Here is a 24,207-nt window from a genome sequence, read left to right on the forward strand (position 1 = left end):
ATGGAAACCTACGTTGACGGATTCGTCCTGCCGCTGCCAAAGGACGGGATTGAGAAATACAAGGAGATGGCCACCACCGCAGCCACCGTCTGGCTCGACCATGGGGCATTGGAATACCGCGAGTGCCTGCTGGATGACGCCACCTGCCATGACATGGTCAGCTTTCCCGCACTGGCCGGTGCCAAGGATGGGGAGACGGTCGTCTTCGCTTACGTCGTCTATAAATCCCGGGAGGACCGCGACGCGGTGAACGCGAAGGTGATGGCGGATCCCCGCCTCAACTGCGAGGGCTGCCCGTTCGACTACAAACGCATGGCCTATGGTGGTTTCAAAACCATCGTCTCCGCCTGAATCAAACCACCGACATCATGAGCAAGTCCCAATACCTGCTGTTGTTCCGCGACACGAACTGGCATCGTGAGCTCTCGCTCAACGAGATCCAGGAGATCATGAGCCGCACGAACGCGTGGTTCGAAAGCCTGGCCCAACAGGGCATCATGAAAGCCGGCCAGCCTCTGGACGGGGTGGGGGCGGAGGTTTCCTACCAGTCCGGCGTGGTGGTGGATGGTCCGTTCACGGAAACGAAGGAATCCGTGGGCGGCTACATCCTCATCGAGGCGGCCAGCCTGGAGGAGGCGGTGGCTGTCGCCCGCCAGAATCCCATGGTTCCCTGTGGCCTGAAAGTGGAGGTGCGCCCCGTCTCCGAAGACTGCCCTGCCAGCCGGCTGTCGAAGCAGAAACTCTTCACCGTCGGCGCGTGAAAGGGGAGGCATCCGCAGTTCCATCCGCCGGGGAGATCCCGCGGATCACGGAGAAGCTTTTCCGCCATGAGGCGGGGAAGCTGGTCTCCATGCTCACCGGCATCTTCGGCATCACCCGTCTCCAGCTCGCGGAGGATGTGGTGCAGGACGCGATGATCCGTGCGCTCCAGACGTGGCCGTATACCGGCGTGCCGGACAATCCCGCCGCATGGCTGATGCAGACGGCGAAGAACCGTGCGCTGGATGTCATCCGCCGGGAGAAGTTCTTCCATGACAAGCAGCCGGAGATCATCACCTCGCTCGAGCAATGGGTGCCGGAAGAGGCGGACCCGAAGTTCGACGACGAGATCAAGGACGACCGGCTGCGGCTCATCTTCGCCTGCTGCCATCCGTTGCTGCCGCAAGACGCGCAGACCGCGCTCGCATTGAAAACGCTCTGCGGATTCAGCCCCGGGGAGATCGCCAGCGCGTTCCTTTCCACCGAGGCCGCGGTGGCGAAGCGGCTGACCCGTGCGCGGCAGAAGATCGCGGAACTCGCCATCCCATTCGAGATCCCCGCCGGGCAGGACCTGACGGAGCGGCTGGATGGGGTGATGCGTGTGATCTATTTCCTTTTCAACGAGGGCTACAGCGCCTCCACCGGCGACAGTGTGGTGCGGGAGGATCTGTGTTTCGAGGCCATCCGCCTGGCCAGCCTGCTGGTCGCGCACCCGGTCGCGGCCCGGCCGAAGCTCCACGCCCTGCTGGCCCTCATGTTCATGAACGGCGCGCGCCTTTCCGCCCGTGAGGACCGGCAGGGGAACATCCTCCGGCTGAAGGATCAGGACCGCACGCTGTGGGACAAGAGCATGATCGGCCACGGACTCCTGCACCTCGCCAGCGCGGCGCGGGGAGGGGAGCTTTCGGAGTTCCACCTCCAGGCCGGGATCGCCGCCTGCCATTGCGTCGCGGAAAGTGATGAAGCGACGGATTGGAAAAGGATCCTAGGTTATTACGACCAATGGACCGCCATCTCCGACTCGCCGGTCGTGCGGTTGAACCGTGCGGTGGCGCTCGCGCGGGTGAACGGACCGGAAGCGGGGATGGGGGCCCTGGAGACCTTGCTGGAGAAAGGCGACCTGGATTCCTACTACCTGCTGCACGCGGTGATGGGGGATCTGGAAGAACGGCTGAATCGGCCGAAAGCCGCGGAGATCCACTTTGAAAAGGCCCTCCAGCTCACCGGGGTCAAATCCGAGCAGGTTTTTCTCGCGAAGCGGCTGATGAATTGCCGGGGGTGATGGGCCAACAGTCGTCCGTGTGAATCCCTGGCGGGACTGCGGCCGCTGGGAGCGCCGGTCTTCAGACCGGCATCTTCGGCGGATTATCTGATGGGAACCGTCTGGCAGCGGACGAAAAAACCACTTCATCTTCGCCGGTTCTCCATCTACGATGTCATGGTGTCACTCCGCCATTCCATGGCCGTCACCGCCCTGCTGCTGTCGGGTTGCTTCTGCCTGCAAGCCGAAGAAGCCCTACCGGTGATAGGGAAGCCTTATCTCGGCAAGGAAGGATACATGGAGGCCGAGATCTCAAATCCCACGAAAAGGACATTCGTCTATTCGGGATTTTCCGAGTCCGTGCCGATGTCCACCGTGGAGCTTCTGCGGGATGGCAAGTGGGTGTCCGGACCAATATGGGATTGCGGAACCGGACTGCGTTGGATTGAGATTTCGCCGGAGGCGAAAAGGGTGGTGAGGTTACCGATGTTGGAACAGATGCCAGCTGGCGACGCGTTACTCCGGATGAGATTCGTTTTTCGCGTGGATGCGGTCGGAGACCTGAAGGATACATCTGAGAGCCACACCGCCTACAGTGAGGAATTCCGTCTTCCGCTGAAGGAAGAGAAGTCTCCGGCTGAATAGGACAGAGTGCGGACTTCAGTCCGCCCCGGGGAATCCGATCCATACGAAGCCAAGCGGACTGAAGTCCGCGCTCCAATCAAGCAGGCCGGTGCTTTTCTGTTGGATGCCGTCCACCCAGCCGAACCTCTCACGAGGTTCGCTACTCAACGGACCAGCACGAACGGCGAAACGACGACCGCCGTATAAGCTTCCGCGCCTTCGCGTTTCTCGAAGGTCTCTTCGTCCGCCTTCACCAGCAATTCCTCATCCAGCCAAGCCTGCACCCGCCTGCGGTCATCGCGGATGAAAGCCATGCCGACATCCGCGAGATCGAGCGCCTCATGGACGACGACCAGCACACCGTTGCGCAACGGTCCTAACAGATAGTCATAGGAAACGGGACCGGTGTATTTCCGGAGCCGTTCCTCCTCGGTCAGACCATCGTCCCCGAGCATCTGGTAGCGCAGCTTGTCGTCGTCCGGAGCTGGCATCAGATCACGCCGTTGGCGCAGTTGGTCTCACCCTCGCCCTTGAGCGCGTTGATGAGGTTGGTGAGGGATTTCATCGCCTGGCGCGGCACGCTTTCAAAGGTGCGGGAGCCGACGTGCGGGGTGATGATGACCTTCGGGTGGTGGAGCAGGGGATGGTCCGGAGATGGCGGTTCCTCGTCGAGGACGTCGGCTGCGTAGCCTGCGAGCTTCCCGGAATCCAGCGCGGCGATGATCGCGTCCTGGTCGATGAGTTCGCCACGACCGGTGTTGATGACCCATGAGCCGTCCGGCATCATGGCCAGCCGCTCCGCATTGATGCAGTGGTGGGTTTCCGCATTCAGCTTCGTGTGCGGGCTGATGATGTCCACGGAAGAGAAGAGGGAATCGAGCGAATCGTGGCGTTTGATCTGGAATTGCTCCGCGATGTCCTCCGGCCAGTAGTTGCCGTAGGCGTGGACTTCCATGCCGAACGCGTGCGCCCGGCGGGCGACTTCCTGGCCGATGCGGCCCAGCCCGATGAGGCCGATCTTCTTCTGGAACAGCTCGTTGCCCGTCTTGCGGTCCCAGCGTCCGGCACGGGTGCCGTCGATGGCGTAGGGGAAGTTCTTTGCCATTGCCAGCAGCAGCAGGAACGTGTGCTCCGCCACCGTGTCATGGTTCACGCCGGGGGTGAAAAGGACAGGGATCTTCAGATCCTTGGTCGCGGCGATGTCGATCTTGTCCAGACCGATGCCGTATTTCGAGATGACCTTCAGACGGGGCAGGGATTTCTCCAGCACCTCGCGGGTGATGGCGTCATCACCGCAGAGGAACGCGTCGAATCCACCGGCGATCTCCAGCATTTTCTCAAGCGAAAGCGGCCCGCGCTCGCGGACGATTTCCCAGCCCTGGGCTTCGAGCAGCGGATGGTGGGGGCCGGGGGTGTCTTGGAAGGAACAGGTGGAAAGCAGGACGCGCATGGCGGGACGTTGAATGCACTCGTTCCGGCGATCAATCCCCAAGAAGTGGGATTTGTCGCTTCCTTTGAATGCAAACAAATCTAGTTCGGAATCGTCCGGTCCATGCCCTTGCTGTTCAACAGACGGTTGGGGTAGAGTGAATCAAGTGTGAAAATCAACAGCGCCTCCAGAAAACCAAGAGAACAGTGAGGAAACAGGCTGTCGCCTATCTTGACGGGATTTTGGCTATTCCATGCTTTAGCCCAAACGAAAAGGGGGCGTGAGAGAACATGATCGTCGTTCGCGCCGAGGGAAAAGAAGCGTTGCGGCCACCTCCTGTATCCCTTCGAAGTCGCGCTGAAAAGCGCGTCGGAAATACCACCGATATGCCCTAGCGAATCGTATCCGAAGCGGCTGAACGGGCCTTTGGATCTCGCGAGAGGCCCAGATAAATTTCCGGATCTTCCCAGTTTCTCGGCAACTCCCACGTATGCCGGATCAAACTCGCCGTGTGCGTCGCGGCTATACATGATATAGATCAGTCCTCTGACTGCCGGGTCATTGATTCCGGCCTTCAATTTGTCGATTTCGGTCTTCAGGAGCCGATCAAGCTCACTAGCGTGCGCGATCAGCTTGCGATTTCTTTTCTGATGGATCTGAATGGGCTGGTTCACAGCACTCCGGAAAACGGGGGTATCCTGTGAACGATCATCTGGAAAATGAGTGTCACGGAACCATCGCCAGGTTTGTGAATTGGGATCAGAGGGCATGGCTTGAAAACCGGCGGGAAGATTTTCGGTAATGAAGCTGGATCCTTCACTTTTGCAAGTTGGCTCTTTTGCGTCGCTTTGTTTAGGCTCGCCGCGTGCTCCCTTGGTTCCAGAACAAATTCCCGCTCTACCTCGCGCCGATGGCGGGGGTGACGGACCTCATTTTCCGCCGCATCTGCAAGGAGCTGGGGGCGGATGTGATGGTGACGGAGTTCGTCTCCGCGGAGGGGATCATGCAGGCGGACAGCCGCACGCGGAAATACACGGAGTTCACGGATGAGCAGCGTCCCGTGGGGGTGCAGCTTTTCGGAGCGGACGGGGAGCGGATGGGGGAGGCGGCGAAGAAAGTCGTGGACTGGAAGCGCCCGGATTTCATCGACATCAACTTCGGCTGCCCGGTCAACAAGGTGGTGGCACGTAACGGCGGATCATCCCTGCTCAAGGACTGCCCGGTGCTGGCATCCGTCGCCGCCGGCGTGGCAAAGGCGGTGGGCGACCAGGTGCCGGTCACGGCGAAGATGCGGATCGGGTGGGATGAAAAGACCATCAACGCCGTGGAGGTGGCCAGGATTCTGGAAGACAACGGGATGCAGGCCATCGCCGTCCACGGCCGCACGCGGGCGCAGGGCTACGGCGGGGAGGCGAACTGGGAGGTCATCGACGCGGTGGCCCGTGCGGTGTCCATCCCGGTCATCGGCAACGGTGACATCTCCTGTGGTGAGGATCTGGTGAAGCGGAAGAGTACCACCGCCGTGTCCGGAGTGATGATCGGGCGGGCGGCCATGCAGAACCCGTGGGTGTTCCGGGAGGCGAAACACTTTCTGGAAACAGGGGAAACCCTGCCGTCCGTGCCGCTGGAGGAGCGTTGGCTGCTGGTGCTGCGGCACTGCCGGCTGGCGGTGGAGTCGGCCCGTTATGGGGATGAAAAGCAGACCCTGACCGCGATGCGCTCCCGCCTGATGAGCTATTGCAAGGGATTTCCCGGCGCCCGCGACCTCCGCCAGAGGCTTTGCCAGGTCGCTTCGGTCGCTGAGGTGGAGGATCTCGCCGCGTTTTCCATCGGCCAGGCTGAGCTTGCCGAAGTGGAGCCGGTTTTCTGAATCCCGGCTTTCCAAGTTGGCCGGGGCCGTGCAATTTCCCCGCATGGAAAGCCATGAGGTGTTGAAGCGGGCGTTGAAAAAAACCAGTCCCAAGGCGGTTGCCGCGGAGCTGGGGATTTCGCTGTCCCTTGTCTACAAGTGGGCGGAGAAGCCTTCGGAGGACGGCTCTGGCAGCAGAAATCCGCTGGATCGCCTGCAGAAGGTGATCGACCTCAGCGGGGACCCCAGCATCGTGGAATGGCTCTGCCGCCAGAACGGCGGGCATTTCGTCATGGACCCGGAGGTGGAGGAGCTGGACATCCAGCATGTCATGCCGGCCACCCAGGAACTGATCGCCCAGTTTTCCGGACTGTTGAGCCAGATCTCCACCGCCGCGGTGGATCACTCGATCACCAAGGACGAGGCCAAGGAAATCCGCGAGATATGGGACAAGCTCAAGAGCTACGCGGAGGGATTCGTCCGCTGCTGTGAGAAGGGCGACTTCGAGCGGATGGTGAACAGCAAGCCCGCGAACTGAAGGAACCCCGGGGGCGGGCGGGAGCCATCGTGGAGACAGCTCCCCGATATCGGGGTCAATCTTTCGCCGGGACAGGCTCCGGGGCGACCACCGGTTGTGGCGCCAGCTTCTGTGCCCGCGCGATGAGCCGGGTTTTCAGATCCTGGTATGGAACATCCTGGACGGAGACATCCCGGTCGAGTGCCAGCCCCGCCGCCGCGCCGGCCGACTGGCCGAGTACCATGAAGGTCCACTCCAGCCGCACGGCTCCGTATCCGGCATAGCTGGAAGATAGGGCGGAGGGAACCAGCAGGTTGGAGCATTCCGCCCGCTTCGGAACGATGGACCGGTAGGGGACCCCGAAGGGCCGGTAGTTGGTCAGGTCGAAGTAGGCACCCTCGTTGTAGATTTTTCCGTCACGGATGATGGTGCGGGCATTGTGGAGATCGACCGCCCACCAGCAGATGCCGATGGGGTCATCCACGGCGGGGCGGGGGGTGACGGAGCCAATGGGATCCCGGCGGACATCCGCCTCCGTGATGACATAGTCGGAAACCATGCGCCGCGCACAGCGGATGTAGAGCTGGCGGGGCCAACCGCCGTTGTCGGTGAACTCGTCGGCGGGCAGGCCCCACTTGCTCCACTCGTCGCGGATCTCCTGCGGCACGGACGGATCGGTGGAGAGGAAGTGGATCAGTCCCTGGGTGTACTCCTTGTGTTCGCGGTAGATTTCCTGCCGCCGGGCGTGGCTGGCGGTCGGGTAGTCATGGTTGCGGCCGTAGAAGTTGCCTGAAAGGTCATGCCAGCTTCCCAGGTCGAACAGCTTTTGCATCGGGTTGGCATTCTGGCGGCCGGGGCCATCGAGCCAATCGTTCTTTCCGCCTGCCGCGAGGAACCTGCGGTAGATCTCGTAGTCCTTGGGGTCGTAGCCGGGAGGCGCGGTGATGGGGATCTTGTTGGCGGGGTTTTTCGTGAGGGGCAGGCGCAGGCAGAATCCCATCGCGGAACGGTCGGCCGCGCCATGGGTGCCGACCGGTTCGTTGCTGACACCCTTGATGACGCCGGAGGAAGGATCCCCTGGGACGACGTAGGGATCGACAGCGACCTTGTACTGGTCCTTGTGGGTCGGGTTGAGGACTCCCCCGACGTTTTCCCCATAGGCGGCATTTCCCTCCCGTCCCCAGGCGTAGGTGACGCCCGCGGCCGCCATCAGGTCGCCCTCCACGGTGCCGTCGATGAAAACCTTGCCGTCGATGACGGTGCCATCCTCCAGCCTGAGGGAGGTGATACGGCCGTCCTTCTTCGCCACGGCTTCCGGGGTTTCAGCGAGGCGTTTGCCGCGGATCTGGCGGACCTTCATTTCATCCAGCCAGCCGTCGATCACGCGCTGTGCGACCTTCGCCTCGAAATGGTAGCGTGGTTTTTTCGCACCATACGCGTCCCCGATGCGTTTGTAGAACTCCGCGGTCAGCCCGCCGATGGGTTCTCCACTGCCGCTGCGCTTGTCGATGTCCTGATGGCCGAGTCCCTCGACCATCATACCTCCCACGTGTGCGACCGGAGAGACGAGCAGCACGTCATGCCGGGAGTCCGCGAGTTCGAGCGCGGCGCCGAGAGCGGAAGGCGATTCGCCATAGACGATGATGTCAGCCCGGTGGGCGTCCGCCGCATGGACAGCGGGGCAGAGAAGGAACGAAAGGGCGGAGAGGAATCTGGATCTCAACATGATGGGAAATGGAGCATCAACGCCGGCGGCGGTATGCGGTCAGGAATGGTGCAAGTGCAAATACCAGAATGGAGGAGGGCTCAGGGACGACGGAGATCACCACATTGTCGATGGCGAAATCCTGACCGACCGATGTCCCGGTGAAGACGCTGAACGTATTGAAACTTGAGACGATCCCGCTGCCATCGGTGGCGTTCATCGTGCTGATGATGTTGTTGGACGTGTCCCGCATCTGGTAGAACAAATCCATGGTGTCGCTCCCGGTGCGTGTGAGTGAGAAGGTGACGAGATAGCGGAGATCATCCGCCGCCAGATTCGCGGTGCTGCCGACGGAATGGCTGCTGTCGGACGGTGTAAGGGTGGTGGTGAAGGAAACCGGGCTGGCCGCCCCTGCCCACAGGGTGTCGCTGGCACCGGTCCTTTGCCTCAGCGTGGACTCCGGGGAGGTGTCGACGGCGGCGTCCGCATGGATGTCAGCGAAGGCACCGTAGCCCGTTGCTCCATTCCAACTCGGATTGCCGATGCCATTGTTGATGTCCGCATTCACCGGAGATCCCACGTTGAAAAAACCGATCCGGAACGGCCCATCGTCGGCGGAGGCGATTCCACCGGTGGCATCGAAATTGAAGCTGACGGACAGAGTGTGGCCGATGTTCAGGGTGGTTCCTGCGAACGTGGTCCAGACCTGCGCATTGTTCCGGGATGCCGCATCCAGGAGCAGGTTCTGCCGTGTTCCGTTGGTGGTGAGGGTACTTCCCGCCTGTCCCTGGGCGTAGTACCAGGCGGGTGCGGTCCGGTTTCCATCGGAGAAATCGTCGCTGAGCAGGACGGTGCCCGCGGATGGAAGGATCGTAGTCGATAGCGCCAGGATGATGGGGAGAAACGGATTCATGGGATTTCGGGTTTGATGGAGAGCTTGCCGGATGGACCGGAATGCGTCCAGTAGGCGAAAGGCTAGTGGAGTTGGAAGTGGATCGACAGCCGGGTGCTGCCCGCTTATCACGGAAACGATGCTCCGTCTGCCCATGGTCTTGTGCTGCTGCGTGTGGCTGTGCGCCCCGGGCTGGCTCCATGCGGGGGAACTCACCCATGCGGAGCAGGTGCGCCGCCTGACGCGGAAGGAAAGTGCTTCGATGAAGCCGGTGAGGATCACCGGAGTGGTCACCTATGTCCGCGGACAGGGTGCGGGACTGGTGGTGGAGGACGATACGGGAGGAGTGATGCTGGAGTGGCCGCGCATCAGGGAGGACGAGTCCGCGGATCCTTCCTTCCAGGTGGGGATGAAGGTGGAGGTCACGGGTCGTACCATCACCTCTCCGCCGACGCCGCGGATCCATGTCCAGGGTTTCAGGGTGCTGGGGACGGCACCGCTGCCGGCTCCGGTGGAGATGGATCTTGCGGCCCTGCGTGTTTCGGAACTGGATGGCTCTTCCGTGCAGTGTGAGGACGTGATCCGTGTGGCGAGGATCGAGGAGGATGTCACTCCATCTCGGTTGGTCCTGGAACTCGGACCAGCTTCCGCGAGGCTGATGGTGTGGATATCCCGGTGGGATGAGGAAACGCGGCGGTTACTGGTGCCCGGTACGACCGTTCGTGTGCGCGGAGTGCTGATGCGTTGGAAGACGGTCAACTGGCTGCCGCTCGTCCCCTTCGTCGTTGTGAACCAACCCGACTGGGTGACCATAGTGGAACCGGCTCCTGAGTTCGGTGCGGTGCCCCGGCAGCCGTTGCCGGAGGTGCTGCCCGCCGCCGCGGACGATGATTTTTCCGAGACGATCCGCGTCGGTGGGGTGGTGAACTATGCGGACGGGGATACGGTGGTCATCCGTGAGAAGGAGGATGTGCTGTGGATCCGCCCGCGTGAGGCTCCGGCGCTGGTACCTGGTGACCGTGTGGAGGCGGTGGGCTTTCCCGGGCTCAACGGACCACGGGGGGAGCTGGAGGATGCAGTGGTCAGGAAAACCGGTCGTGCCATCCTGCCACCCGCCGAACGGATGGAGCCGGAGTATTTCCTGCAAAAGGAGTTCCTGTGGAAGGATGGCATGCGCGTGCGGATGAAGGGGACGGTCACGCGAGGATCCACGGAGCCGGAAGGTGCGCCGCTCCAGTTGCTGTTCGGTTCCCGGCAGATCCCGCTCTACTTCGCGGAGAGACCGGAGGATCGCTCGCTGCCTGTGGCGGGTAGCATCATGGAAGCGACGGGGGCGCTGGAGGCCGGCCTGAACGCGCACCTCCTGAGGGTGGGCCGTGGCGAGGCGGACTACCGGCTCCACCTGCAGGGCATGGAGGATCTGAAACTGATCCAGGCTGGTCCTTGGTGGACTCCGCTGCGGATCTTCGCCGTGGTGGGTGGTGCGGCGGTGGTGGCCGCGGGTGCGGGAGGATGGGCCTTGTTCCTGAAGCGGCGGGTCGCGGAAAAGTCCAGGGCGCTGGTCCATGAGATCGCGGCGCGCAGGGAGCAGGAGATCGTCTTCCAGGAACGTCGGAGATTGGCCGCGGATCTCCATGATACGCTTGAACAGACGCTCACCGGTGCGTCGCTCCAGCTCGAAGCGGTGGGGACGGCGGAGGCTCCGAGGCCCTTGGCGCTCGCCCGGAGATTGCTGGATCGCAGCAGGGATGAACTGCGCAGGGCGGTGTGGGATCTCACCCCGGAAGTGATCGAAGAACGTGGCCTCGCGGAGGCGCTGGAGGTCATCGCCGGGGAGCAGTCGGAGCTGGGGGTCGCGGTGGACGTCACGGCTTCAGGAGATGCCTCGCAAGTGCCGGACCGGATCTCCGCCCATCTTTGCCGCGTGGCGCAGGAGGCGATCTCCAACGCGGTCCGGCATGGCCATGCGGAAAGGGTGGAGGTGTTCCTCATGGTGGCGGAAGGAGAAGTGGAAATGGTGATCGCCGATGACGGGTTGGGATTCGATATCCGGCAGGCCCCAGGCATTTCCACCGGTCACTTCGGCATCAACGGGATGAAGGAACGGCTGCGCCGCCTCGGCGGATTGCTGGAGATCCGGAGCCAGCCGGGGGAGGGAACAAGCATCCGTGCCTGCTGTCCCATCGCATCCTTGGAAACGGTGGAGGGCAACGTATGAGCAAATCCGCCGGAAACCTCCGTCTCGTCCTAGCGGACGATCATGCCGTGGTCGTCATGGGATTGGAAGCCGTACTTTCGCTGGAGCCGGATATGGAGGTCGTGGCGACGGCAGATGACGGACGGACCGCGGTGGAAACCTACCGCCGGGAGCGGCCGGACCTCATCCTCCTGGACCTGCGGATGCCGGACATGGACGGCGTGGAGGCCGCGCGGCAGATCCGCCGCGAGTTTCCGGATGCGAGGATCCTCTTCCTCACCTCCTATGAGACGGAGGACGAGATCCAGCAGGCCATGGCATCCGGGGCGACAGGCTATGCCCTGAAACGGAGCAAGGCCGTGGAATTGGTGCAGGCCATCCGGACGGTGGCAGGCGGCGGCACATGGATACCGGAACGGCTGGTTCGCCGGGCAAAGGAGGCCGCCGACTCGCCGGTCCTGTCCGGGCGCCAGCGGGAAGTCCTCTCGTTGGTCTCAAAAGGTCTCAGCAACAAGGAAATCGCCGAAGTGCTGGGCTTCTCGGAAAGCGGCACGAAGCAGCATCTGCGGCAGATCTTTGTGAAACTGGGTGTCACCGGACGGGCGGAAGCCATCTCCGAAGCGATGCAACGGGGTATCCTGAAGGTGGATGAGTAGATCGTCCCACATTGGACGGAATCCATCTGTTCCATTTCCGTTGACGCGGTGACCTGGAGCTGCTTCTCTCGCCGCCGCGACACGCTCCGAAGTCATTGTTCCAACGGGACTGGAGGGTGATCAAGGCCGCTGTAGCTCAGGGGTAGAGCAATTCATTCGTAATGAATAGGTCGTCGGTTCAAATCCGACCAGCGGCTCCACCTATCCCACTTGTTTCTGCCTTTGCAGAGGAGAACTCAATCAATCGCTTCTTTCTCCGGTTACCTCCAGGTCACCTTGAAAAGCGAGTGATCTTCTGCTTTTTTGGGGATATCTGATTGGGTCTGTGGGAAACAAACGGAAGACCGTCGCCTGAAATTCACGATTTCTCCGAATGGACGCTTCACCCATCTTTGCGACCGAGACAGGAATCGAACCTGCAGGAACTGATTTGGTGCCGATTTCAGAGCCGCGCATCATGTCCGATTCCCACTCCTTGTCTGGATTCCGAGGCCGGGACTTCAATCACACAATCAGACAAAGATGCGCCTCTTTCATGTGAGTGATTCCCCGGGAATCAGCCGATTTTTCCCCAGAAGCATCATGGGCGAAAGCCCCGTCGTATGGGCTGTTGATGAGAAGCACCTGGCCAACTACCTTTTTCCCAGAGACTGTCCACGGGTTTCATTCCTTTCTGAAAAAGGTCACCGCATCATTCATGTCGAAAACTCCTGGAAAGAGAGAATCCGGCAATCGGCGATCTGGGTTTATGAGATGCCTGGTGAAAATTTTGAATCCGCCGATGCGATTGCAGGCTATTTTGTATCCCGCGAAGCGGTCATTCCTCTGGATTGCCGCCAGATTGACGATCCGACCGCAGCTCTGGAAGAAACAGGTTCAGAGCTTCACGTGGTTTCCTCCCTTTGGCCGATTTTCGATCAAGTGGTTTCGACGCAAGTCGAGTTTTCCTGCATCAGAATGCGCAATGCCGAACCTCGGAAAATTGGACCACCATGAAATTGATCATGGATTCAATTCCCATCCGTACCGAATAGGGCGTCAGTCCAGATCCGGCCAGCGGCTCCATCTGCACGGGAGTCCATGATTCCGGAGGAAATGAGCGGAGGTGGAGAGCGGGCGGAGGGGCTTAATCATCGTGAAAGCGGAGGATTCGCTTTTCCTGAAATGCTTTCCGGGGTAGTAGCGTATCGGACCGGCGCAGGTTGTGGAAATCTGTGAATCTCTGTGAAAATCTTTGATTGATCGCAGGCCCGAATCCCGAAATAGTCTCTCCATGAAACCCACCCTCATGCTCCCGCTGGCCGCGATGACCGGCACTGTTGCCTTGGCCGCCGTCATCTCCATTTCCTGGGAGACAAAGCAACTGGACAACAACTTCTTCGCGGAGGGCGGCGCGATCGCTGACGTCAACAAGGACGGCAAGCCGGACATCATCTCCGGGCCCTACTGGTATGCGGGGCCGGATTTCAAGGAGCGGAAGGAAATCTATGACACGAAGTCCTACGACCCGAAGGTCTACTCGGACATCTTCCTCCAGTTCGCCCATGACATCAACGGCGACGGCTGGCAGGACATCATGGTCTATAGCTGGCCGGGCAAGGGCGCGTGGTGGCATGAGAACCCGAAGGGCAAGGACGGCCATTGGGCGAAGCACCAGGTCCTCGACATCGTTGACGGCGAGTCACCGCACTTCGTGGACATCGACGGCGACGGCAAGGTGGACATCGTCTGCGCGCAGAACGGCTCCTACGGCTACGCCACCGCTGGAGCGGACCCGACCAAGCCGTGGACGTTCAAGCCGATCACCCCGTCGGACAAGTCCGTCTTCCGCTACACGCACGGCCAGGGCGTGGGTGATGTGGATGGCGACGGCAAGATCGACTTCATCGAGAAGCGCGGCTGGTGGAAGAACCCCGGCAAGGAAGGCGAGTGGGTGCTGAACCCCGTGCCGATTCCCGGAAAGGGCGGCGCGCAGATGTACGTCTATGACTTCAACGGCGACGGGAAGAACGACATCCTCACCGTCATCGACGCGCACGGTTACGGCATGTCGTGGTTCGAGCAGACGGCGGACGGCTGGAAAGAGCACCCCATCCTGACGGACAAGAAGGAAACCTCCGCCGGCGGCTTCAACGAGACGCAGATGCACGGCGTGGACTTCGTGGATGTCGATGGCGACGGCATCAAGGATGTCATCACGGGCAAGCGCTTCTGGGCGCACGCACCGAAGGCCGATGGCACCGGTGACCCGGGCGTGAATGATCCCGCCACGCTTTTCTGGCTGAAGGTCACCCGTGAGAACGGCCAGGTGAAGTTCACTCCCAAGGTGATCCATGGGGACTCCGGCGTGGGCGTGATGCTGCCATCCGGCGATGTGAACGGTGACGGTCTGGTCGATTTCCTGACCGCCAACAAGAAGGGCACCTTCATCCACATCCAGAAACGCTGATCCACTTTCCCTGCGGCGGCGGGCCACGGTCCGCCGCCGTTTTTCCATTTTCCCAACCCATCCGTTTTTCCGCATGAGACACCTGATCCCATCTCTCGCCCTCCTGCCGGTGCTGACCGCGCCGGTGTTCGCCGCCAGCTTCGACCTCAAGGACGGCGACCGCGTCGCCTTTCTGGGGGATGCGCTGATCGAGCGCGAGCAATACGAAGGATGGGTGGAACTCGCCTTCACGACCCAGTTCCCGGACCGCAACGTGACGTTCCGGAACCTCGGATGGAATGCGGACACCCCCGCCGGTGATTCGCGGAATGGCCTGAGCCTTCTGCAAGCCGGACTGGAACCGCCGGAGGAAGGATGGAGGCAGCTCCAGAACCAGCTCGCCACCTACAAGCCGAACGTCATCGTGCTGGGCTACGGCATGGCATCCTCTCTCGTGAAGGGCGGGACACCGGAGCAGTTCCAGAAGGAACTCGACCGCCTGCTGGATGACGCGGCGAAGTCCGCGGGAAATGAAGTGCGCATCGTGGTGCTGGGAGCGCCGCCGCGTTTCGAGTTCCCCGGCATCGCGGCCTCGGAGGCGGCCGCGCACCGAGAGCATCTCGCCGCGTTTGACAAGGTGCTGAAGGACACGGCCGCAAAGCGCAGCCTGCCCTTCGTCCCGCTGGCGGACCTTCCGCAGGAACCGGCCTACACGCAGAACGGCATCCACCTCACCGGTGAAGGCTACAAGGCGCTGGCCCGCCATATCGAGAAGGGCCTCGGTTGGAAAGCCGGAGCGTGGGACAAGGGCGACAGCGCCGCCGCCCTGCGCCGTCACATCCTCAAGAAAAACGAGTGGTTCTTCAACCGGTCCCGCCCGGCGAACATGGCCTACATCTTCGGCTTCCGGAAGAAGGAGCAAGGGAACAACGCGAAGGAGATCCCGCAGTTCGACGCGCTCATCGCGGAGCAGGAGGTGGCCATCGCGAAGATGCGCGATCTTTCCAAGAACGTCGTGGTGCCGGATGCGCCGGTGCGCACGGAGTCCGCATTCGCGAAGAATGTGACCCAGCCGCATCCCAACTTCACCGTGGCGGAGGGCTATGAGATCACCCTGTGGGCGGAGAACCCCCTCCTCCACAAGCCGACGCAGATGAACTTCGACCCCTCCGGAAAACTGTGGGTCGCCAGTTCGGAAACGTATCCGCAGGTGGAGGTGGGCCAGACCGCCGATGACAAGATCATCGTCCTTTCCGACAGTGATGGCGATGGCAAGGCGGACAAGTCCTCCGTCTTTGCCGAAGGCATGCTCATGCCCACCGCGGTGCTGCCTGGGGATGGCGGCGTCTATGTCGGCCAGAGCACGGACCTGCTGCACTTCAAGGACACCGACGGCGACGGAAAGGCGGATGTGAAGACCCGCGTCCTCAGCGGCTTCGGCACGGAGGACACCCACCACAACATCCACACCCTGCGCCGCGGGCCGGACGGCCGCCTGTGGTTCAACCAGAGCATCTACACCCGCACGGACACGGAGACCCCGCACGGCGTTTTCCGCCTGAAAAGCGGTGGCATCATGCGCTTCGACCCGCGTGACTCGAAGATCGAGCCGGTCTTCTACGGCTGGTGCAACCCATGGGGCCACCAGTTCGACAAATACGGCCAATCCTTCGTCACGGACGGGGCCGGTGGTGCGGGCATCAACTGGGGTGTCCCCGGCGCGATGTATTTCACCTTCGCCAAGGCGCCGAAGATCCTCGGCAGCATCAGCCCCGGCAGCTATCCGAAATTCTCCGGCCTGGAGATCGTGGAGTCCGCGCACTTCCCGGCGGACTGGCAGGGGAACATGATCACCTGCGACTTCCGCGCGCACCGCATCGTCCGCTTCGGCATCGCGGACCAGGGTTCCGGCTACGCCGCGCAGGAACTGGGCGATCTCGTCCGCACGGATGATGTCAATTTCCGCCCCATCGACGCGAAGATCGGCCCGGATGGCGCACTTTATATCGCCGACTGGTCGAACCCGATCATCAACCACGGTGAGGTCGATTTCCGCGACCCGCGCCGCGACCGCGAGCACGGCCGGATCTGGAGGATCACGAAAAAGGGTGGCCCGCTCACCAAGACGAAGGACTTCACCAAGCTTTCCGAGAAGGAACTGCTGGAGTCGCTCGTCAGCGACAACCGCTACGACCGCGACCAGGCAACGGCGATCCTGTTCGAGAGCAAGTCCGCGACGCTGGATGCGGAGATCGGAAAATGGTCGGACGGATCGAAGGATGACCGCGTCTTGCTGGCCGCGCTGTGGCTGCAGCAGACCCGTGACACGAAGGGGCTGGACGAAAAGCTGCTGGCCGCTGCTCTGAACAGCAAGGTGGGCGAGGTCCGCGCCGCGGCGGTGCGGGTCTATGGCGACTCGATCACCGACGGAAAGATCGGTTCGGAAAGGGCGATGGAGATTCTCGCGGCGGCGGTTGCGGACGACTTCGCCCGCGTCCGCATCGAGGCGATCCGTGCGCTTTCCAAGGTGCCCGGCGCGCAGGCGATGAATCTCGCACTCAAGGCTCTCGACAAGCCGACGGACCGCTTCATCGACTACGCCCTGTGGCTGAACATCCAGGAACACGGTGAGGAATGGCTCGCCTCGCCCGAGTCGAAGGAAAACGCGAAGGCGCTCGAGTTCGTACTGGGCAACCTTCCTCCGGAAAAGGCGACTGCGGCGATCGCAAGACTGTTCCCCAAGCCGTTGCCGAAGGATGGCTCCGGACCATGGCTCTCGCTCGGCCTGAAGAATGGCGACGCCACCGTGCTCACCGCCATCTACGACCAAGTGCTTTCACAGGGCTTTGATGAGGCTGTCACCCTGTCCGCCCTCCGTGGTCTCGGTGATGCCGTGTCCCAGCGCCAGATCAAACCTGCGGGCGATGCTTCGAAGCTGCTGCCGCTCATCAACGGCGGCTCCGACGCGCAGAAGGTCGCCGCGATCTCGCTGGCCGGTGCCACCGTGTCGTCCGACCTCATCCCGGCGCTGGTGGAGCTTTCCGCAAAGGGGAACCCGGCCATCCGTGGTGCCGCCATCAATGCGCTGGGGAACTTCCCGGCACCCGCCGCGAAGGAGGCCCTGGTGGCCGCCGCGGCCGATGGTCAGCCTGCGGACATCCGCAGCCACGCCGTGCTTTCGCTGGCGAAGCATCACCGGGATGCGGCCGTGCCGCTCATCGCCGCCTACGCCTCAGGCATCACCGGGGCGGAACAAGGCCGGGATTTCTGGCAGAAGGCGCTTTCCTCGAAGGGCATCTCGAAGCAGCTCGCCGCGGTCATCGCGGAGAAGAAATTCTCGCCGGAAACCGCCGTCGCCTCCCTCCAGCACATCCCGGATGTGGCGGAGCACGACGCGCTCCTGAAGGTGCTCCGTGAACAGGCCGGTTCCGCCCAGAAGGTCTATGATGACGCGACCATCAAGAAGATGGCCACCCAAGCGACGGAAAAGGGTGACGCCGCCCGCGGGGAGATGATCTATCGCCGTCCTGCGCTCGCATGCACCGCCTGCCATGCCATCGGCGGGGCAGGGGGGAAGGTAGGCCCGGACATGACCTCCATCGGTGCCAGCGCGCCCATGGACTACCTCATCGAGTCCGTGGTGAACCCGGGCGCGAAGGTGAAGGAAGGCTACCACTCCGTCATCATCGAAACCAAGGACGGCAAGGCCATCATGGGCCAGCTCATCCGCAGCGGTGGCAGCGGCCTGACCGTGCGTGACGGCGCGGGCCAGGAGATCGTCATCCCGGAGAGCAACGTCGCGAAGAAGACGGACGCTGGCAGCCTCATGCCCGGTAACCTGATCGCCGCCCTCCCGGAGAACGATGTGAACGACCTGTTCAAGTTCCTTTCCCAGCTCGGCAAGCCCGGCGACTATGACGCCACCAAGAGCAAGGCGCCGAAGGTATGGGCCGTGCTCGGCCTCACCACGGATCTCCAGGAGAAAGCCTCCGCCGGAGATCCCGCGCTGGCATGGACGCCTGTCAGCGCCACCGTGAACGGACGCCTGCTGCAGGAGGACGTCGCCGCCGTGGCTCCCAGCTCCAGCGAGATCATGGCCGGAACGAAGCTCCAGCTTTCGGAAGCGGCGAAGATCCAACTCACCTTCGCGGATGGCTTCAAGCCGACCGACATCTGGATCAATGGCAAGTCCGCCCCCAGCGGCACCGCCGACCTCCAGCCGGGCATCCACAAGATCGTGGTGCGCGCTCCGAAGGGAGGCAGGGCCATGCGGATGATCTGCGAGTCCGGCACCTTCCTGCCGGAGTGGTGATCCCGCTTTCCGCGCCCGGCAAATCTCCGGGCGCGGTTGTCGTTCATCCGCCTTTCGGCTGGTCTTGATATATCCTGCTTTCATCATGCGTTGAAACCAACCGCATGATGAAGCCCCTCGCCCTCGCCGTCCTCTGTCTGCCCGTTTCCGTCCATGCCGCATCCGTGGGCGCGGATGTCCCTTTCACCACCCTGGAAGCGGAGAAAGCCAGCACGAAGGCTGCGGTGGTCACCCTGCAGGGACTGCCGGGAAAGGTGGTGACCCCGGAGATGGAGGCCTCCGGGCGTGGCTATGTCGAATTGAAGGCGACCGGTGACGCGGTGGTGTTCCCGGTGAAGGCCCGCGCCAACAGCATCGTCATCCGCCATTGTATTCCGGATGCATCCGACGGTGGCGGACTGGAAGCCACTCTGTCCCTGTTCATCAACGGCGCGTTCAGCGAATCCCTCACCCTCAGCTCCCGTCACAACTGGCTCTACGGGGAGGAAGGTCAGAACGGGCAGTCGAACACTCCGGGGAATGCACCCCATGTTTTCTGGGCGGAGTCGCGGCATATCCTCAAACAGCAGATCAAGCCGGGTGACCGCATCGAGCTGCGGCGCCAGGAAAAAGACGCGGCGGAGTTTTACCGCATCGATCTCATTGACCTGGAACTCGCACCCCCGCCGTTGCCACAGCCCGCCAATTCGCTGTCCGTGGTGGATTTCGGAGCCAATGGGACCGACGGGAAGGACGATACGGACGGCATCATCGCCTGCATCCGCGAGGCGAAGGCGCAGGGGAAGGTCGTGTGGATCCCGGCGGGCACTTACCACCAGTCGAAGCGCTTCGAGCTGGAAGGCCCGGTGAAGGTGCAGGGCGCGGGAATGTGGCACACCTCCATCCTCGGGACGACCCTCGGGCAGGATTTCGCCAGCAACATGGGCTTCCGCCTTGCCGGGGATGGAGCGGAGGTCGCGGACCTCTATTTGGAATGCATTGCCCAGACGCAGCGCGGGAAATCGAATGGCAAGGGCTTCACCGGGGCTACGCCCGTGAACTGGACGGTGAGAAATGTCTGGATCTCCCATACCCAGACCGGCTTCTGGATGAGCGTGGCGTCCAGAGGAAAGGTCCAGGGCTGCCGCGTCCGCTTCACCTATGCGGATGGCATCAACCTCAACCGCGGAGCCAGCCACAATCTGGTGGAGCACTGCCACGTCCGGGGCTGCGGTGACGACGGCATCGCCATCCTTTCGGAAACGGAGCGGAAGGATCCGCCCGCGGAACGGAACATCCTCCGAAACAACACCATCGAAGCCATCTGGTGGGGCCACAATCTCGACCTCGCCGGTGGATCGCAGCACCTCGTCGAAAACAACCTGCTCGCCGACAATGCCATGATGGGCGTCTTCACCATCAACATGACCGGCGCCTACCCGAACCATCCGCTTTCGGACAGCATCGTCCGTGGCAACACGCTGCTGCGCGGCGGCGGCAACTACGTCGGCCAGAGGAGGGGAGCCGCGTGGATCTTTGCCGGCAGCGACACGGTCAAAGGCGTCGTCTTTGAGGGCAACCGGATCCTTTCCCCGATGTATAGCGGCATCCAGATCACCGGCGGGGCGGAACAGCAGATCCTTTTCCGTGGAAACACCATCGACTCCCCGGGAGGCTCGGCGGTCCACATCACGGACCAGGCGAAAGGCACCGGCATCTTCGAGGGCAACACCATCACAGGACTCCCGGAGGGCAAGGAAGCCTTCAACAACACGTCGAAGGGATACACCGCGACGGTCCGCTGATCGCGCGGCCCGGCAACACCAGCGGTTCCAGAATCCTCTTGCGCGTATGCACGGGGATTGGCACATTCCGCCCGCACCAGATGGCGGTCTGGCGGAATTGGTAGACGCGCTCGACTCAAAATCGAGTTCTAACGAGTGTGGGTTCGAGTCCCACGGCCGCTACTTTCTTTCTCAAAAAGTTGGGTGACGCCAATGAATCTCAAACTGGGCAGAATTCGTTCAATTTTGGTGTCGGCTTGGATTGGCTGGCGAAGAATGTTCTAAGGTGGCGCTTTTCCTCGTCCTTGGAAAAGCTCGCGTTCCAAAGTCTGAATCCTCGAGTCTTGTTGAACCCGATCTTGAGCGAGTTTCTCTACTTTGTTGGGAAGCTCGATAAACCGAATAGTATGTGAGATAGCTCCCCCTATCATCGGAAGTAGGGCAGGAATACCAATAGCGATCGTGATCAGTGCGCTGATACGAGATATGGGGTCAGTGGTGATCCGGGTAGCAAGGCCTTTGCTGGAATTGTGTGCGAGGGGACGGGAGCTTCGTGTGCGCTGACGTTTATGTTTCATGAGGCAGAGTGCCTCCTGATTTTCATATTTGACGTTTTTCACCCGTTCGGTAGCCTGACGGTGCAGAGCAAGGATACCTAAGGATGAGACTGTCCTTTATCAGGAGGTCTTGTTTTTGGTTCAATGTTTCGCCGCAGGGTGGCTTTTAGTAGAAGTTGCCCTGCGGTTTTTTGTTCTTCGGACCTTTGGAGTAGGCCTCTCGAACGACGAGATATTTGCCCCAAGCCGTGGAGCGGGTCAATGGACTTTTCCATTGCTTGTGATCCTGCGGTATTCACATCCTATTCGTCATACCATATATGGTATTTTGCTTCATAAGACGCGTTTTGCTGAATTGTGTCCCATTTTGCGTCTTATGACGCTTATAAAGAACCCAAAACACCTTATAACCCGATATAGTGTTTCAAATCGATGCAGCATTTCATGAAAAATTTGGCATCAGCGGACCTCGATGTGGATATGTAGGGGGTGAAGAAAAATTGGTATTCTTTTCAAAAATGTTCAAAGAACGAGCTATCTAGTAGCGAAATGGGCTCTAAATTGCGAATTAGCAAGTGTATACGGCTTAGAACTGGATGCGGAGCTAGTTGTGTCCTGATGATTGATGGCGGAGGTGCGAGGATGGACAAGGAGGCTTTCCTGCCCGCTATAAGACTGCACAGGTAGAGGGTGTGAGCCCTACGGTGTGTATGGCCCACAACCCCTGTAGAATTCACACCAATTTCACACGCGTCGGTCCGGTGCCGGAGTAAGATCCCGCCATGAACCGCAAACCGCGTCGCCTGCTGACCCGCCGGAATTTCCTCATGCTGGGAGGTCTCGGTGTTCTGGGCACCGCAGGAGGCATCGGGGCGGCCCGCATCGAGTCGAAGTGGCTGAGGATGACTTTCAAGAAGATCTCCGGGCTGGGGCTGGAGCGTCCGCTGCGCGTGCTGCATCTTTCCGACTTCCACGCGTCCTGGTGTGTTTCATGGGAGCAGATCCATGAGGCGGTCAGGACCGGCATGGCCCAGAAGCCGGATCTGGTCGTGCTGACCGGTGACTATGTCAGCTCCCGGAGCGATGACATTTCCGGCTACGGGGAGGCGCTCTCCCCGCTGCGCGACTTTCCCCATTGCTACGCAAGCTTGGGCAACCACGACGGCAGGTATCTCCCGCCGGACAGCCGCGCCCGGCAGATCGAGGCGGAGATGGGGAAAGCCGGAGTCCGCTTTCTGGTGAACCAGCGGGTGGATGAGGAGGTGAGCGGGCAGATGCTCAGGATCGCAGGGCTGGGGGACATCTGGCGGCATGAGGCGAAGCCGTGGGAATGTCTGCTCCCCGCCGGGTCCGACGGACCGCTGACCCTGCTGCTTTCCCACAATCCGGACAGCAAGGTGGACGTGGAGGACTACGCCTGGGATGTGATGTTCTCCGGCCACACCCATGGCGGACAGATCAAAGTGCCCATCATTGACTGGGCACCGCTGCTTCCGGTGGAGGACCGCTCGATGGTGGAGGGGATCTACGACTGGAAGGGGCGGAAGATCCACATCACACGCGGCGTCGGCTGCCTGCATGGCATCCGCCTGTTCTGTCCCCCGGAGATCAGCATTGTGGATCTCACCTGATTGTCGGGATGGTTGACGCGGCCGGATTCACCCGGAACACTGCCTTGGTAACACGCATGGCAGCCACCCGCACGATCGGTATCATCGCAGGAAACGGAGTCTATCCGGAGACGTTCGTCGCCGCGGCGCGCAGGCATTCCCCCGGCACGCGCTTGGTCGTCACCGCCTTTGAGAACGAAACCAAGCCCGAGCTGGCGGACAAAGTGGACGCCATCGGCTGGTTCCGCGTCGGCCAGCTCTCGAAGCTCATCAAATTCTTCAAGAAGGAAGGTGCCACGGAAGCCGTGATGGTCGGCCAGATCTCCCCGAAGAACCTCTTCGACCTCCGGCCGGACCTCCGCATCCTGATGATGCTGGCACGGGTCAAGGAGCGGAATGCGGAGACGCTTTTCGGCGCCATCGGTGAGGAAATGGCCAAGGACGGCATCACCCTGCTGCCCGCCACGACCTTCCTGGAAGATCATCTGCCCGGCGCGGGTCATGTCTGCGGCCCCGCCTTCAAGAAACGCCAGCTCGCGGATGCCGCGTTCGGCTACAAGATCGCGAAGGAAACCAGCCGCCTGGACATCGGCCAGACCGTCGTTGTCAGGAATGGCACCGTGCTGGCCGTGGAGGCGTTCGAAGGAACGAACGAGTGCATCGTCCGTGGCGGCGGGCTTGGCCGTGGCAAGGACGTCATGTTGGTCAAAGTCTCAAAGCCCAACCAGGACATGCGCTTCGACGTGCCGGTCATCGGCCCGCACACCATCGAGACCTGCGCGAAGGCAGGCGTCGCCGGTATCGCCATTGAGGCCGGGATGACCCTGCTGCTGGAGAAGGAAAAGGTGGCGGCACTTTGTGCGAAGCACGGCGTGGGCATCCACGCGGTGCAGGGAGAGTAAGGAGGAGGGACATTGCGGCAGAGCCGCTATGTCCGCTTCGCTCCCATTCCTGTCCCTCGGCTGCAATGGCGAATCATCAAGACCTACCGCAAAGCCGCAAAGGTCACAAAGAATGCGCGAAGGCCAGATCTCGACCTCTTTTTTATTCTTTTGTAGAATTCTCCGTCAGCTTCGATCAGCGAGAATGATTCACGGCAGGATATCCCCATACACCCCGGGGCTGCTTCCCGGAATCTCGAACGCCCCGACCGTCTTCTCGTAAAACTCCCGCGGACCCACGCCGCCGATGATGCCGTAGGCGTAGCCGCTGTCGCGCAGGCCTTCCAGGGCCTTCAGCAGCAGGGCCTTGCCCAGTCCCAAGCCGCGGGCGGATTCCGCGACGCCGGTGGGGCCGAAGAACGCCTTCTGGGTCACGTCGTAGCAGGAAAAGCCCAGAATCTCCTTGTCCCGGGTGGCGATGTAGCAGACGACCGGCTGGCGGGAGATGGCGACCTCCACCTCGCTCACCCATTTCGCGGAGAAGTGTTCTTTCGCAAAGGCGGCGACCGTGTGTTTCTCGAAGGCGCGCGCCTTCCGCAGGGTGATGCCCTGCTCTGTGACCGAGCGGTAGAGTTCCGTGCCATCCGGAAGGTCGTAGAGCCGTACGAGCATGTCGATCATGCCCGGATTGAAGCTGAATCCACTACCTGTTCGAGTAGAAAAACCGGGATTTCTTTGCTAGACGGCAAACCGGCGGTTCGTATGGT

The 24,207-nt window shown here is 61.6% G+C and carries 20 protein-coding genes and 2 tRNA genes; 16 read left to right on the forward strand and 6 right to left on the reverse strand.

All coding sequences use genetic code 11. From position 1 onward, the window contains the following. The 4 genes from OVA24_RS12330 to OVA24_RS12345 all read left to right on the forward strand — a co-directional run bounded on the left by OVA24_RS12330 (position 1) and on the right by OVA24_RS12345 (position 2,665). Entirely contained in the window at positions 1–351 is a 351-nt protein-coding gene (locus tag OVA24_RS12330) for a DUF1428 domain-containing protein (RefSeq protein ID WP_267670117.1), read from the forward strand. A gap of 17 nt (positions 352–368) precedes the next feature. Further along, positions 369–761, forward strand: coding sequence for a YciI family protein (locus OVA24_RS12335; protein WP_267670118.1), 393 nt, complete (start codon positions 369–371; stop codon positions 759–761). Continuing rightward, the gene (locus tag OVA24_RS12340; protein ID WP_267670119.1) at positions 758–2,041 is read left to right on the forward strand and encodes an RNA polymerase sigma factor; all 1,284 of its coding nucleotides are present in this window, start codon (positions 758–760) and stop codon (positions 2,039–2,041) included. The genes OVA24_RS12335 and OVA24_RS12340 overlap by 4 nt, the downstream gene beginning before the upstream one ends. Positions 2,042–2,218: 177 nt before the next feature. Continuing rightward, positions 2,219–2,665: a hypothetical protein gene (locus tag OVA24_RS12345; RefSeq protein ID WP_267670120.1), complete on the forward strand. Its 447-nt coding sequence runs from the start codon at positions 2,219–2,221 to the stop codon at positions 2,663–2,665. A 143-nt stretch (positions 2,666–2,808) separates the two neighbouring features. Here OVA24_RS12345 and OVA24_RS12350 read toward each other — a convergent pair whose 3' ends face one another. From OVA24_RS12350 to OVA24_RS12360, 3 genes are all read right to left on the reverse strand, one after another. Continuing rightward, complete coding sequence (locus tag OVA24_RS12350; RefSeq protein ID WP_267670122.1) at positions 2,809–3,135, reverse strand: DUF2288 family protein; 327 nt, start codon at positions 3,133–3,135, stop codon at positions 2,809–2,811. Further along, the gene (locus OVA24_RS12355; protein WP_267670123.1) at positions 3,135–4,094 is read right to left on the reverse strand and encodes a phosphoglycerate dehydrogenase; all 960 of its coding nucleotides are present in this window, start codon (positions 4,092–4,094) and stop codon (positions 3,135–3,137) included. The genes OVA24_RS12350 and OVA24_RS12355 overlap by 1 nt, the downstream gene beginning before the upstream one ends. Positions 4,095–4,174: 80 nt before the next feature. Further along, positions 4,175–4,843 carry a hypothetical protein gene (locus tag OVA24_RS12360; RefSeq protein ID WP_267670124.1) on the reverse strand — a complete coding sequence of 223 codons (669 nt, stop codon included), beginning with the start codon at positions 4,841–4,843 and terminating at the stop codon, positions 4,175–4,177. A gap of 95 nt (positions 4,844–4,938) precedes the next feature. Here OVA24_RS12360 and dusB point away from each other — a divergent pair, with 95 nt between their 5' ends. Then, a complete protein-coding gene (gene dusB, locus OVA24_RS12365) occupies positions 4,939–5,943 on the forward strand; it encodes a tRNA dihydrouridine synthase DusB (protein WP_267670125.1) in 1,005 nt (334 codons plus the stop codon). Between the two features lie 43 nt (positions 5,944–5,986). Further along, positions 5,987–6,460, forward strand: coding sequence for a phage regulatory CII family protein (locus OVA24_RS12370; protein ID WP_267670126.1), 474 nt, complete (start codon positions 5,987–5,989; stop codon positions 6,458–6,460). A 55-nt stretch (positions 6,461–6,515) separates the two neighbouring features. On the opposite strand, the gene OVA24_RS12375 is transcribed toward OVA24_RS12370, so the two are convergent. After that, positions 6,516–8,165 carry an FAD-dependent oxidoreductase gene (locus OVA24_RS12375; RefSeq protein WP_267670127.1) on the reverse strand — a complete coding sequence of 550 codons (1,650 nt, stop codon included), beginning with the start codon at positions 8,163–8,165 and terminating at the stop codon, positions 6,516–6,518. A 16-nt stretch (positions 8,166–8,181) separates the two neighbouring features. Further along, positions 8,182–9,057: a hypothetical protein gene (locus tag OVA24_RS12380; protein ID WP_267670128.1), complete on the reverse strand. Its 876-nt coding sequence runs from the start codon at positions 9,055–9,057 to the stop codon at positions 8,182–8,184. 118 nt (positions 9,058–9,175) lie between these two features. Between OVA24_RS12380 and OVA24_RS12385 the strand changes: the two genes are divergently transcribed. From OVA24_RS12385 to lpxI, 10 genes are all read left to right on the forward strand, one after another. Beyond that, positions 9,176–11,254, forward strand: coding sequence for an ATP-binding protein (locus OVA24_RS12385; RefSeq protein ID WP_267670129.1), 2,079 nt, complete (start codon positions 9,176–9,178; stop codon positions 11,252–11,254). Next, positions 11,251–11,889: a response regulator transcription factor gene (locus OVA24_RS12390; protein WP_267670130.1), complete on the forward strand. Its 639-nt coding sequence runs from the start codon at positions 11,251–11,253 to the stop codon at positions 11,887–11,889. The genes OVA24_RS12385 and OVA24_RS12390 overlap by 4 nt, the downstream gene beginning before the upstream one ends. Positions 11,890–12,014: 125 nt before the next feature. Then, a tRNA-Thr gene (locus OVA24_RS12395) sits at positions 12,015–12,089 on the forward strand. Positions 12,090–12,411: 322 nt separating this feature from the next. Further along, the gene (locus OVA24_RS12400; protein WP_324287858.1) at positions 12,412–12,885 is read left to right on the forward strand and encodes a DUF6886 family protein; all 474 of its coding nucleotides are present in this window, start codon (positions 12,412–12,414) and stop codon (positions 12,883–12,885) included. Between the two features lie 277 nt (positions 12,886–13,162). Beyond that, positions 13,163–14,338, forward strand: a complete 1,176-nt coding sequence (locus tag OVA24_RS12405; protein WP_267670132.1) for an FG-GAP repeat domain-containing protein — start codon at positions 13,163–13,165, stop codon at positions 14,336–14,338. A gap of 73 nt (positions 14,339–14,411) precedes the next feature. Beyond that, entirely contained in the window at positions 14,412–18,629 is a 4,218-nt protein-coding gene (locus tag OVA24_RS12410; protein ID WP_267670134.1) for a PVC-type heme-binding CxxCH protein, read from the forward strand. Positions 18,630–18,733: 104 nt separating this feature from the next. After that, complete coding sequence (locus OVA24_RS12415; RefSeq protein WP_267670135.1) at positions 18,734–20,413, forward strand: right-handed parallel beta-helix repeat-containing protein; 1,680 nt, start codon at positions 18,734–18,736, stop codon at positions 20,411–20,413. Between the two features lie 82 nt (positions 20,414–20,495). Beyond that, positions 20,496–20,575: transfer RNA gene (locus tag OVA24_RS12420), tRNA-Leu, on the forward strand. Between the two features lie 1,156 nt (positions 20,576–21,731). Beyond that, positions 21,732–22,580 carry a phosphodiesterase YaeI gene (yaeI, locus tag OVA24_RS12425; protein ID WP_267670136.1) on the forward strand — a complete coding sequence of 283 codons (849 nt, stop codon included), beginning with the start codon at positions 21,732–21,734 and terminating at the stop codon, positions 22,578–22,580. A gap of 56 nt (positions 22,581–22,636) precedes the next feature. Beyond that, positions 22,637–23,461 (forward strand): LpxI family protein, encoded by an 825-nt coding sequence (gene lpxI / locus OVA24_RS12430; protein ID WP_267670137.1) that lies wholly within the window; start codon positions 22,637–22,639, stop codon positions 23,459–23,461. A gap of 189 nt (positions 23,462–23,650) precedes the next feature. Here the strand turns inward: lpxI and OVA24_RS12435 are convergent, their stop codons facing one another. Beyond that, entirely contained in the window at positions 23,651–24,121 is a 471-nt protein-coding gene (locus tag OVA24_RS12435; protein ID WP_267670139.1) for a GNAT family N-acetyltransferase, read from the reverse strand. Positions 24,122–24,207: the final 86 nt, after the last annotated feature.

The organism is Luteolibacter sp. SL250 (assembly GCF_026625605.1).
GTDB lineage: Bacteria > Verrucomicrobiota > Verrucomicrobiia > Verrucomicrobiales > Akkermansiaceae > Luteolibacter.